10 protein-coding genes are annotated in these 14729 nt (G+C 71.8%); 5 read left to right on the top strand and 5 right to left on the bottom strand.

From position 1 onward, the window contains the following. Window positions 1-2: 2 nt before the first annotated feature. The 5 genes from rpiB to FFK22_RS44325 form a co-directional block, all read right to left on the bottom strand. On the bottom strand, window positions 3-440 hold the full coding sequence (gene rpiB, locus FFK22_RS04195) for a ribose 5-phosphate isomerase B (RefSeq protein ID WP_306770071.1): 438 nt from the start codon (window positions 438-440) through the stop codon (window positions 3-5). Window positions 441-480: 40 nt separating this feature from the next. Then, on the bottom strand, window positions 481-1224 hold the full coding sequence (locus tag FFK22_RS04190) for a FadR/GntR family transcriptional regulator (protein ID WP_138890944.1): 744 nt from the start codon (window positions 1222-1224) through the stop codon (window positions 481-483). A gap of 210 nt (window positions 1225-1434) precedes the next feature. Next, window positions 1435-2316 carry a transglutaminase family protein gene (locus FFK22_RS04185; RefSeq protein WP_138890943.1) on the bottom strand — a complete coding sequence of 294 codons (882 nt, stop codon included), beginning with the start codon at window positions 2314-2316 and terminating at the stop codon, window positions 1435-1437. Window positions 2317-2469: 153 nt separating this feature from the next. Continuing rightward, window positions 2470-4968 carry a circularly permuted type 2 ATP-grasp protein gene (locus FFK22_RS04180; protein ID WP_138890942.1) on the bottom strand — a complete coding sequence of 833 codons (2499 nt, stop codon included), beginning with the start codon at window positions 4966-4968 and terminating at the stop codon, window positions 2470-2472. 28 nt (window positions 4969-4996) lie between these two features. Then, complete coding sequence (locus FFK22_RS44325) at window positions 4997-8302, bottom strand: DUF2126 domain-containing protein (RefSeq protein WP_138890941.1); 3306 nt, start codon at window positions 8300-8302, stop codon at window positions 4997-4999. 149 nt (window positions 8303-8451) lie between these two features. Between FFK22_RS44325 and FFK22_RS04170 the strand changes: the two genes are divergently transcribed. The 5 genes from FFK22_RS04170 to FFK22_RS04150 all read left to right on the top strand — a co-directional run bounded on the left by FFK22_RS04170 (window position 8452) and on the right by FFK22_RS04150 (window position 14697). After that, a complete protein-coding gene (locus FFK22_RS04170; protein WP_138890940.1) occupies window positions 8452-9396 on the top strand; it encodes a GlxA family transcriptional regulator in 945 nt (314 codons plus the stop codon). 235 nt (window positions 9397-9631) lie between these two features. Further along, entirely contained in the window at window positions 9632-10882 is a 1251-nt protein-coding gene (locus tag FFK22_RS04165) for a sarcosine oxidase subunit beta family protein (protein ID WP_138890939.1), read from the top strand. 11 nt (window positions 10883-10893) lie between these two features. Further along, entirely contained in the window at window positions 10894-11154 is a 261-nt protein-coding gene (locus tag FFK22_RS04160) for a sarcosine oxidase subunit delta (protein WP_138890938.1), read from the top strand. After that, a complete protein-coding gene (locus tag FFK22_RS04155) occupies window positions 11151-14111 on the top strand; it encodes a sarcosine oxidase subunit alpha family protein (RefSeq protein WP_138890937.1) in 2961 nt (986 codons plus the stop codon). Before FFK22_RS04160 ends, FFK22_RS04155 begins: the two co-directional genes overlap by 4 nt. Next, the gene (locus FFK22_RS04150) at window positions 14104-14697 is read left to right on the top strand and encodes a sarcosine oxidase subunit gamma (protein ID WP_186002296.1); all 594 of its coding nucleotides are present in this window, start codon (window positions 14104-14106) and stop codon (window positions 14695-14697) included. The genes FFK22_RS04155 and FFK22_RS04150 overlap by 8 nt, the downstream gene beginning before the upstream one ends. Window positions 14698-14729: the final 32 nt, after the last annotated feature.

Here is a 14729-nt window from a genome sequence, read left to right as displayed (position 1 = left end):
GCTCAGCCCTCCCGCTCCAGTTGCGCCAGCTTCTCGACCCGGCGCTTGAAGTCCTCGCTGGGCTCGAATTCGGCGGCGAGATAGGCGGCGACCAGGTCGCGCGCCAGCCAGGGGCCGACGATCTGGGCGCCGACGCACATCACGTTGACGTCGTCATGCTCGACCGCCTGATGCGCCGAATGGACATCGTGGCAGACGGCGGCGCGGATGCCGCGGATCTTGTTGGCGGCGATGGCGGCGCCGACGCCGGTGCCGCAGATCATCAGGCCGCGATCGGCCGTCCCACCGGTGACGGCGGCGCAGACCGCCCGGGCGATGTCCGGGAAGTCGACCGGGTCGGGGGTGTGGCTGCCCACGTCCGTCACCGCGTGGCCGAGGCCCGCGACGAAGTCGGCGATCTCGCGCTTCAGGGGAAAGCCGGCATGGTCGCAGCCGATCACGATCTTCAACGGAGTCTCCATAGTCTTGTCGGGTGGACCGTCAGCCTTGCGGCCTGGGCGTCTCGAAGGCCTTGCGGCGATACTCGTCGCCGATCTCGAAATGGCGGCGCAGCAACTCGTCCGAGCGCTGCACGTCGCGCGCCACCAGCGCCTCGAAGATCCGGTGGTGGTGGTCGATCAGGAACGATCGGATGCCCGGCACCTTGAGGATCAGCTCGCGCCGCCCGCGATGCGACCGGTGCACCAGGTCGGAGATGGCTGCGTAGACGCTGCGCAGCGTCTCCGATCGTCCGGCCTGGACGATGCCGTTGTGGAAGTCGAAGTCGGCCTCGCCGCCTGCCACCGGGTCGTCGATCGTGGCCTCGATCCGCTGCAGAGCGGCCCGGACGCGCTCGAAATCCGCCAGGGTGGCGCGGCGGCAGGCCAGGCGCACGGCCTGGCACTCGATCGCGATCCGCGCCTCCATGACGTCGTCGATGGCGTCGGATTGTTGCGCCAGGGCGAAGGTGAAGAACTCGCCCAGGGTCGAGGCGTCGGGCTGGCGCACGATGGTGCCGACGCCGTGCCGGATCTCGACCGCGCCCAGCATCGCCAGCGCCCGCAGCGCCTCGCGCAGCACCGGCCGACCGACCCCCAGCAGCGCCGACAGGTCGCGCTCCGGCAGCAGCCGGTCGCCGGTCTTCAGCGCGCCGGACAGCAACTGCTCGCGCAGGAAGGCGAAGACCTTGGCGTAGCCGCCGGGCGCGTCGTCGGGATCGCGGGTGAGCTTGATGAGGTCGGTCATAGTGTTCTTACCGTGGTAAGACCACTTAAGCGGACGCGAGGCCTGGAGTCAACCGTGCCGTCCCGGCGGCCCTCCGCGTCATGGCGAGGAGGCGAAGCCGACGTGTCCATCCAGGGGCCGGTGCGCACGGCCCTGGATGGCCACGCCCCTTCGGGGCTCGCCATGACGGAGAGGGGAGCGGTTGCTGTGCCTTGAGGGAGAGAGCCGGTGTCAGGTCACCGGGACGACGTCGACCTTCACGGTCAGGGCCTGCGATCCGGCGCCGAGGATGACGCCGTCGATCGGCGACACATCGGCATAGTCGCGGCCGCTGGCGAGGACGATGTGGTCGTTCTCGACCAGCACCGCATTGGTCGGGTCGAAGCCGAGCCAGCCGAACTCCTCGCCGCACCACGCCGTGACCCAGGCATGGGTGGCGTCGGCGCCCTCCAGCCGCTTCTTGCCGGGCGGCGGCAGGGTGCGCAGATAACCGCTGACATAGGCTGCCGGCAGGCCGAGGCCGCGCAGGCAGGCAATCATGATGTGGGCGAAGTCCTGGCACACGCCGCGGCGGGCCTCGAACGCCTCGATCAGCGGGGTCGAGACCACGGTCGCCTTCGGGTCGTAGGCGAAGTCGGCCTTGATCCGCTGCATCAACTCGGTGGCGGCCTCCAGGATCGGGCGGCCCGGCGGAAAGCTGACACGGGCGTAGGCCGACAGGGGCCCGAGGATCGGCACCAGGCGGCTCGGATACAGGTAATGGGCGGGAGAGGACGGGGCCAGCGTCGCGGCGGCGAAGGCGCGCTCGCGCACGTCTTCCCACGGCCGGCTGGCCTGGCGCAGCAGGTCGCCGGTGTCCCGCGTCACCTCGACCCGCGATCGGGCGTCGACCTTGAGTTCGCGATGCGCCGCCTCGATGGTGACGGTGACCACGTCGTTGCCGAAGAAGCTGCGCCGCGCCCCGGAGGCGGCCGGCACTGGCTTGACCTCGATCGCCCGCGACAGCACCCGTTGCTCCGGCCGGTCGCTGGGCAACAGGCGCAGCACGCAGCGGGCGAAGCTGACCGGCGTCTCATAGGCGTAGGTCGAGAGGTGACGGATGTCGTAGATCATGCGGGAGGGTTCACCACACTCGACACATTGAAGCGTCATGGCGAGCCCCGAAGGGGCGTGGCCATCCAGGGCCGCTCGCACCGGCCCCTGGATGGCCACGGCGCTGCGCGCCTCGCCATGACGGTTCTGGCGTGAATGGCCCGACCACCGGCATCAATACAGCCCCGTCAGCTTCTCTGGCCGTGCCGCGTTGCGGCCCTGCAGGAAGTAGCGGTCGGCGATCGCCTCGGACAGCTGCATCAGCTTCTGCTCGAAGCCCAGGATCTGGGTGTTGTCCAGGGATTCGGCCAGGGCCGCCGACAAGGTGCCGGAGATGATGGTGGCCAGCCGCAGCGGCGCCTCCGGCATGCCGTCCTCGCGCAGCGACGGTAGGGCCTTCAGATGCTCCAGCAGCCGCTCGACCTGGAAGGCCACCGCCCGCGGGTTGTAGGGATCCAGCATCACCATGTCGCGCACCGGCGCCAGGGCCGGCCCGATGACGTAGCGCGACCGGTAGCTGATCTGGGAGTCGATCAGATCGAGCAGCGCGTCGAGGTCGTCGATGGTGGTGTCGGCCTCGGCCAGATGGCGGGCGAAGCGGCAGGTGTTGATGCCGCGCTCGATCCGCCGCCCCATGTCGAGGAAGCGCCAGCCGGCGACCTGGTTCATGTTCTCCTGCGCCAGGCCGGACAGGGCGGCGATCACATGCAGGGCGCGGTCGGCGCGGTGGAAGGTCTCGCCCTCCGACAGCGCCGCGTCGCCGGGCTCGCCCAGCCGCTCCTCGAGCTCGGCCAGCAGCGGCCAGGAATCGGCGGACAGCCGCTCGCGGATGGCGGAGGAGGCGCGGCGCGCCGAGCGCACCAGCGAGATCGCGGCGCCGTAATTCTCGGCCTGGTTCAGCGCCGCGGCGGCGACGGCGCTGGCGGCCGTGGCACTGTCGCCCGGCTTCGGGCGGGGCACGGCGCCCCACGCCACCAGCAGCTTCTGCAGCCGGTCCAGCGTCTGGCCGCTGCCCTGGATCGCGGGGTCGGCCTCGACCAGGCTCGAGCACAGCCGCCGCACCAGGCGCAGCGTCGCCTCGGCGCGTTCGAGATAGCGGCCGAACCAGAACAGGTTGTCGGCGGCATGGCTCGGTAGGTTGCCGGCGATGCGGCGGATCGGGACGCGGTCCTGCCGCGGCAGCAGCGAGGTCGGCTCGACCGGACGGTCGGCCAGGATCCAGACATCCGCCGTCTGCACGCCCTGGCCCATCGATACGGCGCGCGCGTCCAGCCGGTCCGAGATGCGGCAGAAGCCGCCCGGCATCACCTTCCAGCCATCCGGCGTCGCTGCGGCGAAGACGCGCAGCACGAAGGGCCGCGGCACCAGCTTGCCGTCCTGCCAGGCCGGCGTGGTCGACAGCCGCGCCACCTCCTGCCCGACATAGTCGACGGGACGGGTGCGGATCGCGGCCGCCAGCCGCGCCCGCTGCGGCGTCTCGGCGCCCAGCACCGAGGGCTGCCCCGGAAAGCCGGGGACGGTGGCGCCGAAGGCGGCCGCGACGGCCAGCTCGGGCAGCGCGGCCAGCACGGTCTCCCGTTCCTGCGGCTGGCCGCACCACCAGGTGGCGACGTTCGGCAGCGTCAGGTCCTCGCCGCGCAGGCGGCGGCACAAGGCCGGCAGGAAGCTCAGCAGGATGCGCGCCTCGGCCAGCCCGGCGCCGGGCATGTTGGCGACCACCACCTGGCCGCCACGGATCGCCTCCAGCAGGCCCGGCACGCCCAGCCGCGACGATGTGTTCAGCTCCAGCGGGTCGCAGAAATCGGCGTCGACCCGGCGCCACAGCACGTCGGCGCGCTTCAGCCCGGCGATGGTGCGGACATGGATCCGCCCGTCATGCAGCACCAGGTCGTCGCCCTCGACCAGCATCAGCCCGAGATAGCGGGCCAGATGCGCCTGCTCGAAATAGGTCTCGCTGTAGCGGCCGGAGCTGAGCAGGCAGATCCGCGGGTCGGACCGGTCCGCCGCGGCCGCCAGCCCGGCGCGCAGCGCGCCGAAGAAGGGGGCCAGCCGCTCGACATTCATCTCGTGATACAGCGCCGGCAGGGCGCGGGACAGGATCAGCCGGTTCTCCAGCGCGTAGCCGGCGCCGGACGGCGCCTGGGTGCGGTCGTTCAGCACCCACCAGCGCCCGTCCGGGCCGCGGCCGAGATCGGCGGCGTAGAGATGCAGGAAGCGCCCGCCCGGCGGCGCCACGCCGTGCAGCGGGCGCAGGAAGTCGGGGCTGCCGGCGACCGCGGCGGCCGGCAGCGCGCCGTCTGCCACCAGCCTGCCGTCGCCATAGAGGTCGCGCAGCACGGTCTCCAGCAGCTCGGCCCGCTGGATTATGCCGGCCTCGATCTCGCGCCACTCCGCCGCCGAGACCAGCAGCGGCACGCGGCTCAGCGGCCAGGACCGCTCGCTGCTCTCGCCATGGACGCGGTAGGACACGCCGGTATCACGGATGTGCCGGTCGGCGGCGGCGAAGCGGCGCTCGGCCTCCTCCGGCGCCAGCCTGGACATGACGTCGAGGAAGTCCCGCCAATAGGCGCGCGGCTTCCCGTCCGGGCCGATCAGCTCGTCCGGGACGCCGGGCAGCGGGGTGTAGCCGGCGATCCAGTCCTGCAGGCGCCGGGCCGCAGTCGGGGCCGTCATCGCATCCTCCCCGGCGCGCAGCGAAGCTTCACCGGCCAATCGGCGTTCTCAAATCCAGGGTCAACGGAAACTCGCTCGTTCGCTCCTCGGGCGGCAGGCCCGTCGGCCCGGGAGTATGCCCGTGATCCTGGAAACGCGCGAGGCGTCGTGCTTCGGCTTCGTAAGAATTTATCGGAAATGTATCATAGTTCCGGCCGCCGGGATGCGCGGCGTGGTAGACGAAGCCGCCCAGTGACCGGCCGCTCCAGGCATCGATCACGTCGAAGGTCAGCGGGGTGTGGACCGGGATGGTCGGGTGCAGGCCGCTGGCCGGCTGCCAGGCCTTGAAGCGGACGCCCGCCACCGCCTCGCCCGAGGTGCCGGTGCTTGCCAGCGGCAGGCGGCGGCCGTTGCAGGCGATGATGTGGCGGCCGGGGACGACGCCCCGGGCCTGGATCTGCAGCCGCTCGACCGAGCTGTCGACATAGCGGACGGTGCCGCCGGCGGATCCTTCCTCGCCCATCACATGCCAGGGCTCCAGCGCCTGGCGCAGCTCCAGCGCCACGTCGCCGCGCTCGGCCCGGCCGAGGATCGGGAAGCGGAACTCGCGCTGCGCCTCGAACCAGTCCGGGTCGCAGGCATAGCCGGCCCGGCCCAGGTCGGCCAGCACGCCGAGCATGTCCTGCCAGACGAAATGCGGCAGCATGAAGCGGTCGTGCAGCGCGGTGCCCCAGCGCACCAGCCCGCCCTGCTGCGGCTCGCGCCAGAACCAGGCGATCAGGGCCCGCAGCAGCAGCTGCTGCGCCAGGCTCATCCGGGCGTCGGGCGGCATCTCGAAGGACCGGAACTCGACCAGGCCCAGGCGCCCGGTCGGCCCGTCCGGCGAGTACAGCTTGTCGATGCAGATCTCGGCGCGGTGGGTGTTGCCGGTGACGTCGACCAGGAGGTTGCGGAACAGCCGGTCGACCAGCCAGAGGGGCAGGGGGGCGGCGCCGGGCGCCGGCACCCGGGCCAGGGCGATCTCCAGCTCGTACAGCGAATCGTGCCGCGCCTCGTCCAGCCGCGGCGCCTGGCTGGTCGGGCCGATGAACAGGCCGGAGAACAGGTAGGACAGGGCCGGGTGGCGCTGCCAGTACAGGACCAGGCTCTTCAGCAGGTCGGGGCGGCGCAGGAAGGGCGAATCCGCCGGGGTGACGCCGCCCAGGACGACATGGTTGCCGCCGCCGGTGCCGATGTGGCGGCCGTCGGTCATGAACCGGTCGGCGCCCAGCCGGACCTGCCGCGCTTCCTCGTACAGGCCGGTGGTGATGCCGACCGCCTCGCGCCAGCTGGCGGCGGGGTGGACATTGACCTCGATCACGCCGGGATCGGGCGTCACCTTGATCACCTGCAGCCGCGAGTCGTTCGGCGGCGGGTAGCCCTCGATATGCACCGGCAGGCCGGCCGCCTCGGCCGTGGCCTCGATCTCGGCCAGCAGCTCGAGATAATCCTCCAGCCGCTCGACCGGCGGCATGAACACGCACAGCACGCCGTCCCGCGGCTCGATGCTTAGGGCGGTGCGGACCGTGCCCTCGACCGCCGTCTCGCGCTGCGGCACGACATCCGGCGCCTCGGCGGCGGCGCCCGCGGCCGCGGCCCGGCGGCGCTGCTGGTAGTCCGGCAGCGGCGGGCGCTCGTCGAACGGGTCCTGCGGCACGATGAAGGGATAGGCCGATTGCGGCACCCAGGGCAGCGCGTTCAGCGGCAGGCGCAGCCCGACTGGGGAATCGCCCGGCACCAGGAACAGCCGGCCGCGGCGCAGGGCCCAGCGCTCGCTGATCCAGCGCCCGCCGGCCTTGGCGTTCCAGCGTTGCACCGGCAGGACGTAGCCGGTGGGGGCGGCCAGGCCGCGCTCGAAGGTGCGGACCATGCGGGCGCGCTCTTCCGGGTCCGCGATCTTCGGGTCCCGCAGGTCGACATTGGCCGGCAGCTCGCTTTCCTTCAGCAGCCAATGCGCCGGGTCCTCATAGGCCGGCACGACATAGCCGGTAAGGCCGAGCCGTTCGGCGATGCCCTCGGCCAGCCGCTCCGCCTCGGCGGCGCCGGCCGGCTTCGCGGCCGGCTGTCCGGCCTCGGTCGCGATCAGCTCCGGGTCGCGCCACACCGGCTTCCCGTCGCGGCGCCAGTACAGGGCGAAGGCCCAGCGCGGCAGGCTCTCGCCCGGATACCATTTGCCCTGGCCGTAATGCAGCATCCCGCCCGGGGCGAAGCGGGTGCGCAGCCGCCGGATCAGGTCGTCGGCGAAGCCGCGCTTCGTCGGGCCGACCGCGGCGGTGTTCCATTCCGCCGATTCGAAATCGTCGATCGAGACGAAGGTCGGCTCGCCGCCCATGGTCAGGCGGACATCCTGGGCCGCGAGGTCGGCATCGACCTGCTCGCCCAGCCGGTCCAGCGCCTGCCAGGCTTCGTCCGAGAACGGCATGGTGATGCGGATCGGCTCGATGATCCGCGTCACCTCCATCGCGAACTCGAACTCGACCTCCGCCGGCTCGACCAGGCCGCTGATCGGCGCGGCGGAGCGGTAATGCGGCGTCGCCGCCAGCGGGATGTGGCCCTCGCCGCACAACAGACCGGAGGTGGCGTCGAGGCCGATCCAGCCGGCGCCGGGGATGTAGGCCTCGGCCCAGGCGTGCAGGTCGGTGAAGTCCTTGTCAGTGCCCTTCGGCCCGTCCAGCGGGTCGATATCGGCCCGGAGCTGGATCAGGTAGCCGGACACGAAGCGGGCGGCCAGGCCGAGCCGGCGCAGGATCTGCACCAGGAGCCAGGCAGAATCGCGGCAGGAGCCGGAGGCCAGGGCCAGCGTCTCTTCCGGCTCCTGCACCCCGGGCTCCATCCGCACCAGATAGCGGATGTCGCGCTGCAGCCGGGCGTTGAGCGCGACCAGGAAGTCGATGGTGCGTGCCTCTTCCTGAGGCAGCCCTGCTACGAAAGCGGCCAGAAGCGGCCCAGCCGGCTCGGGCTCCAGATACGGTGCCAGCTCCGTCTTCAGTTCCGCGGGATAGGCGAAGGGGATGGTCTCGGCATAGGGTTCGATGAAGAAGTCGAACGGGTTGATGACGGTCATCTCCGCCGTCAGGTCGACCTCGATCGCGAACTCCGTTGCCTTCTCCGGGAACACCAGCCGCGCCAGCCAGTTGCCGTGCGGGTCCTGCTGCCAGTTCACGAAATGCTTCGCCGGCGTGACCGTCAGCGAATAGCTCGGGACCTTGGTGCGGGAATGTGGCGCCGGGCGCAGCCGGATGACCTGGGGGCCGAGCGCGACCGGCCGGTCGTAGCGATAGCGGGTGACGTGGTGAAGGGCGGCGACTATGGACACGGGCGCTCCTGCCTCGGCTGGACCACGGGACGTCCCGCTATCGAAGAGTGAGACGGAGCGCGTCGGCAAGCAAGAAGCATGCAACGGCCGGCAGGCGAGGCTAGGCTTGGCCCGACACAGAGCATTGGACGGGATAGCGGGAGAGCCGGATGGAGGGGGCGTACACGGTCGGTTTCCTGCTGATCCCGAACTTCCCGTTGATGCCCTATGCCGCGGCGATCGAGCCGCTGCGCGCCGCCAACCTGCTGGGCGGGCAGGAGCGGTATCGCTGGCTGCATTTCAGCCCGGACGGCCAGCCGGTGCGCGCCTCCAACGGTATCGCCATCGCGCCGGACTGGCCGCCGGAGGCGATGGGCGAGGCCGACCTGCTGCTGGTCTGCGCCGGCACCGGCGTCGAGGGCTTCGACCACCCGCCGACCCTGGCCCGGCTGCGCGACCTGGCGTGGCACGGCACGGCCCTGGGTGCCGTCTCCGGCGGTCCCTACCTGCTGGCGCGGGCTGGGGTGCTGGACGGCCACCGCTTCACCCTGCACTGGGATCACCACGCCGCCTTCGCCGAGAGCTTCCCGGAACTGGAGCCGAGCGGCCATCTGTTCGAGATCGACCGCGGCCGGCTGACCTGTTCCGGCGGCATCGCGGCGCTCGACCTGATGCAGGCGCTGATCGGCCAGCGCGACGGCGCGGCGCTGGCGGCGCAGGTCGCCGACTGGTTCATGCACACCCAGCTGCGCCATGGCGACGACCCGCAGCGGCTGGACCCGCGCCGGCGCTTCGGCGTCAGCCATCCCGGCCTGCTGGCCGCGCTGGCCAAGATGGAGGAGCGGATCGAGGAGCCGCTGTCGCGGCCGGAGCTGGCGGCGGTCGCCGGCCTGTCGCTGCGCCAGCTCGAACGGCTGTTCCGCGCCCGGCTGGGCCGCAGCCTGGCCGAGCATTACCTCGACCTGCGGCTGCGCGCGGCCCGGCGCCATCTGCGCCAGACCACGCTGTCGGTGACCGAGGTGGCGCTGGCCTGCGGCTTCGTCAGCGCCAGCCATTTCTCGCGCAGCTACCGCACCCGCTTCGGCCACCCGCCGGCGCGGGAGCGGGAGGGCTGAGCCGCTTGTCCCATTGGGACATGCCGGTGGCGCGCTGAGGCAAATCAGCGATCTGCCGTGATCGATACTCCGAGGCGGATGGGCCGGTGCCACCCCCTCATCCGAAATCGCTGTGCGATTTCGACCTCTCCCCGAGGAGAGGCGAACATTCCCTCTCCTCGGGGAGAGGGAGGGGCCCGACGCCGAAGGCGGCGGGAGGGTGAGGGGGAGCACCGACCTCGAACGGAGGCACGGCGTGCGCTATTCGATCTTCTCGGTGCTGGGCCAAGCCCTGAAAGGCCAGAAGGGCTGGACGCCGGCGTGGCGCGACGCTTCGCCGAAGCCGGATTACGACGTCATCATCGTCGGCGGCGGCGGGCACGGGCTGGCCACCGCCCATTACCTGGCCAAGGAGCACGGCATCACCCGCGTCGCGGTGCTGGAGAGGGGGTGGATCGGCGGCGGCAATGTCGGCCGCAACACCACCATCATCCGCTCCAATTACCTGCTGCCCGGCAACATCCCGTTCTACGAATGGTCGATGAAGCTGTGGGAGGGGCTGGAGCAGGACCTGAACTACAACGCCATGGTCAGCCAGCGCGGCGTCCTGAACCTGTTCCACTCCGACGCGCAGCGCGACGCCTATGCAAGGCGCGGCAACGCCATGCGGCTGCACGGCGTCGATGCCGAGCTCCTGGACCGCGAGCAGGTGCGGGCGCTGGTGCCGCTGCTCGACTTCGACAATGCCCGCTTTCCGATCCAGGGCGGCCTGCGGCAGCGCCGCGGCGGCACGGTGCGGCACGACGCCGTCGCCTGGGGCTATGCCCGCGCCGCCGACAGCCGCGGCGTCGACATCATCCAGAATTGCGAGGTCACCGGCATCGCGGTGGAGGACGGCGCCGTGGTCGGGGTCGAGACCAATCGCGGCCGCATCCGGGCCGGCAAGGTCGGGCTGGCCTGCGCCGGCAACTCCTCCCGCGTCGCGGCGCTGGCCGGGCTGACGCTGCCGATCGAGAGCCATGTGCTGCAGGCCTTCGTGTCGGAAGGGCTGAAGCCGCTGGTCGATGGCGTCATCACCTTCGGCGCCGGCCATTTCTATGTCAGCCAGTCCGACAAGGGCGGGCTGGTCTTCGGCGGCGACATCGACGGCTACAACTCCTACGCCCAGCGCGGCAACCTGCCGGTGGTCGAGGACGTGGTCGAAGGCGGGCTGGCGATCCTGCCGGCGCTCGGCCGGCTGCGCCTGCTGCGGCAATGGGGCGGGCTGATGGACATGTCGATGGATGGCAGCCCGATCATCGACCGCACGCCGGTCCGCGGCCTCTACCTCAATGCCGGCTGGTGCTATGGCGGGTTCAAGGCGACCCCGGCCTCGGGCTGGTGCTTCGCCCACACCATCGCCCATGACGCGCCGCATGCGCTGAACGCGGCCTATCGCCTCGACCGCTTCGCCACCGGCCACCTGATCGACGAAAAGGGCGTCGGCGCCCAGCCGAACCTGCACTGAGGGACACGACCATGCGGATCCCCTGTCCCCATTGCGGCGAGCGCGCGGCGGAGGAGTTCAGCTATCTCGGCGACGCCACCGTCCGGCGCCCGGCGCCCGACGCCGGCATCGATGCCTTTGTCGACTACGCCTATCGCCGCGACAATCCGGCCGGGGCGCTGGCCGAATACTGGTATCACGGCGGCGGCTGCCGCTCCTGGCTGGTGGTGACGCGCGACACCCGCGACCACCGCATCCTCGGCGCCATCGACGCCCGGGGAGGTCAGGAATGAGCGGCTACCGCCTCCCGACCGGCGGCCTGATCGACCGTTCGGCGACGCTGCGCTTCCGCTTCGACGGGCGCGAGCTCGCGGGCCATCCCGGCGACACCCTGGCCTCGGCGCTGCTGGCCAATGGCGTCGGATTGACCGGACGGTCGTTCAAATATCACCGCCCGCGCGGCATCCTCTCGGCCGGGGCGGAGGAGCCGAACGCGCTGGTCGAGCTGCGCCGTGGCGCACGGCGGGAGCCGAACAGCCGCGCCACCATGGTCGAGCTGTTCGACGGGCTGGAGGCGGATAGCCAGAACCGCTGGCCGTCCCTCGGCTTCGACCTGATGGCAGTGAACGGGCTGCTCTCGCCCATCTTCGCCGCCGGCTTCTACTACAAGACCTTCATGTGGCCGGCCCGCTTCTGGGAGGCCGTCTACGAGCCGCTGATCCGCCGCGCCGCCGGCCTCGGTCGCGCCGCCACCGCACCCGACCCGGACCATTACGAGAAGGCGACGATCCACTGCGACGTGCTGGTGGTCGGCGCCGGCCCGGCCGGGCTGGCAGCGGCGCTGGCGGCCGGGCGGACCGGAGCGCGGGTGATCCTGTGCGACGAGGGCGCCCGGCTCGGCGGCAGCCTGCTGTCGGAGCGCCGCACGCTGGACGATCGGCCGGCGCCGGACTGGGCTGCCGCGGCGGAGGCCGAGCTGGCGGGCCTACCGGAGGTCCGCATCCTGCGCCGGACCACGGTGTTCGGCGTGTTCGAGCACGGCACCTATGGCGCGGTCGAGCGGGTCGGCGACCACCTGCCGGTGCCCGAGCCGCACGCTCCGCGGCAGCGCCTGTGGCGCATCGTGGCGAAGCGCTGCGTGCTGGCGGCGGGCAGCCTGGAGCGGCCGCTGGTGTTCGGCGACAACGACCGGCCCGGCGTGATGCTGGCCGGCGCGGTCCGGACCTATCTGAACCGCTATGCCGTGGCGCCGGGCCGCCGCGCCGTGGTCTTCGCCAACAACGACACCGCCGGCGCCGTGGCCGCCGACCTCGCTGCCGCCGGCGTGGCGGTGGAGGCGATCGTCGACGCAAGGCCGGGATCGACGCTGCAGCAGGCCGGCACGCGGCTGCTGGCCGGCGCCGTGGTGACCCGGGCCATCGGCAGCGCCCGCGGGCTGCACGCGGTCGAGATCCGCGACGCCGCGGGCCGGCCGGCGACCCTGCCCTGCGACCTGCTGGCCATGTCCGGCGGCTTCAGCCCGAATGTCCACCTGACCTCGCATCTCGGCGGCCGTCCCGCCTGGAACGCGGACCTCGCCGCCTTCATCCCGGGCGACCTGCCCGCCGGCATGGGCGTGGCCGGCAGCGCGGCCGGTGTGTTCGACCTGGCCGGCTGCCTCGCCGGCGGCGGCCGGGCCGGGGCCGAAGCAGCGCGCGATTGCGGCTTCGACAGCGGCCGCTTCGACCTGCCGGAGACGGCGCCGGAGCCGACGGGCGTCAGCCCCCTCTGGCGGGTCAAGGGCGGCGGCGGCAAGCGCTTCATCGATTTCCAGAACGACGTCACCGACAAGGACATCGAGCTGGCCGAGCGTGAGGGCTTCCGCGCGGTCGAGCACCTCAAGCGCTACACCACCCTCGGCATGGCGACCGACCAGGGCAAGACCTCGAATGTCAACGCCATCGGCATCATGGCCGAGATCACGGCGCGGGACATCGAAGCGGTCGGCACCACCCGCTTCCGCCCGCCCTACACGCCGGTGGCGCTGGGCGCCCTCGCCGGCCAGGCCCGCGGCCGCGACTTCCGGCCGACAAGGCTGACCCCGTCGCACGGCTGGGCGGCGGAGCAGGGGGCGGTGTTCGTCGAGGCCGGGGCCTGGCTGCGCGCCCAGTACTTCCCGCGCCCCGGCGAAAAGGACTGGCTGGAGACGGTCAGCCGCGAGGTGCGGCAGGTCCGCTCCGCCGTCGGCTTCTGCGACGTTTCTACCCTCGGCAAGATCGACCTGCAGGGGGCCGATGCGGCGGAGTTCCTGAACCGGCTCTACATCAACACCTGGACCACCCTGCCGGTCGGCAAGGCGCGCTACGGGCTGATGCTGCGCGAGGACGGCATCGTCATGGATGACGGCACCACCTCGCGGCTGGGCGAGGACCGGTTCCTGGTCACCACCACCACGGCCAACGCCGCCAAGGTGATGCAGCACATGGAATTCTGCCACCAGTGCCTGTGGCCGGAGCTCGACGTGCAGTTCACCTCGGTCAGCGACCAGTGGGCCCAGTTCTCGGTGGCCGGGCCGAAGGCGCGCGCGCTGCTGGCCCGGATCGTCGACGCCCCCTTCGATATCGGCAACGAGGCCTTCCCCTATCTCGCCGCGGCGGAGCTGACGGTCTGCGGCGGCATCGCCGCGCGGCTGTTCCGCATCTCCTTCTCCGGCGAGCTCGCCTATGAGGTCGCGGTGCCGGCGCGCTACGGCGACGCGCTGGCGCGCCGGCTGATGCAGGCGGGCGCCGATCTCGGCGTCACCCCCTATGGCACCGAGGCGCTGGGCGTGATGCGGATCGAGAAGGGCCATGCCGCCGGCAACGAGCTGAACGGCCAGACCACCGCCGCCGATCTTGGTCTCGGCCGGATGATGTCGACCAAGAAGGACTATATCGGCCGGGTCCTGGCCGGGCGGCCGGGGCTGATCGATCCGGCGCGGCCGGCCCTGGTCGGCTTCCGGCCGGTCGACCGGTCGCGGCGCCTCCGGGCCGGGGCGCATTTCGTGCCGCAGGAGGCCGAGGCCACCGCGGCCAACGACCAGGGCTACATGACCTCGGTCGCCTACTCGCCGGGGCTGGGGCGTTGGATCGGGCTCGGCCTGCTCTCCGGCGGCCCGGCGCGGATCGGCGAGACCCTCCGCGCCTGCGACCCGGTGCGCGGCGAGGAGATGGCGGTCGAGGTGGTGTCGCCCGTGTTCCACGACCCGGAAGGGGAGCGCCTGCGTGCCTGACCTCACCCCCCGATCCGCCTTCATCGGCCTCCCCGGCCGGTCCGGCCGCGCCGAGGGCGAACCCGGCGTCACCGTCCGGCCGCGCGATGATCTAGCTTTGGCCAGGGTGATCGCCCGCAAGGGCCGGGCCGATGATCTGGCCTCGATCGTCCGATCCCGATACGGCCTGGACCTGCCGACGATGCCGAAGCGGGTGGAGCAGGGCGGCCTCGCCTTGATCTGGTCCGGCCCCGGCCAATGGCTTGCCGTGGCCGAGGACGGGCGCGACCTGGCGCGCGAATTGGCCGACGCCGCCGGCGCCTTCGCAGCCGTGAGCGACCAGGGCGACGGCCTCGCCGTGCTGCGCGTCGCCGGTCCGCATGCCCGCGACGCGCTGATCAAGGGCGTCGGCCTCGACCTGCATCCGCGCGCCTTCGGCCCGGGCGATGCGGCGGTGACCGTGATCGCCCATATCGGCGCCCAGCTCTGGCAGCTCGACGACGGGCCGACCTACGAGATCGCGATCTACCGCAGCTTCGCCGGCAGCCTGTGGCGCTGGCTCGAAGCCTCTGCGGCGGAGTTCGGCTGCGCGGTCGACGCCGGTTGAGAAGGGCGGATTGCCTGAACATACAAAATTTT

This window comes from Mycobacterium sp. KBS0706 (genome assembly GCF_005938675.2).
Classification (GTDB): Bacteria; Pseudomonadota; Alphaproteobacteria; order DSM-16000; family Inquilinaceae; genus Inquilinus.
The sequence above is the reverse complement of the archived record's forward strand: the minus strand, read 5'-3'. Positions and strand labels throughout refer to the sequence as shown.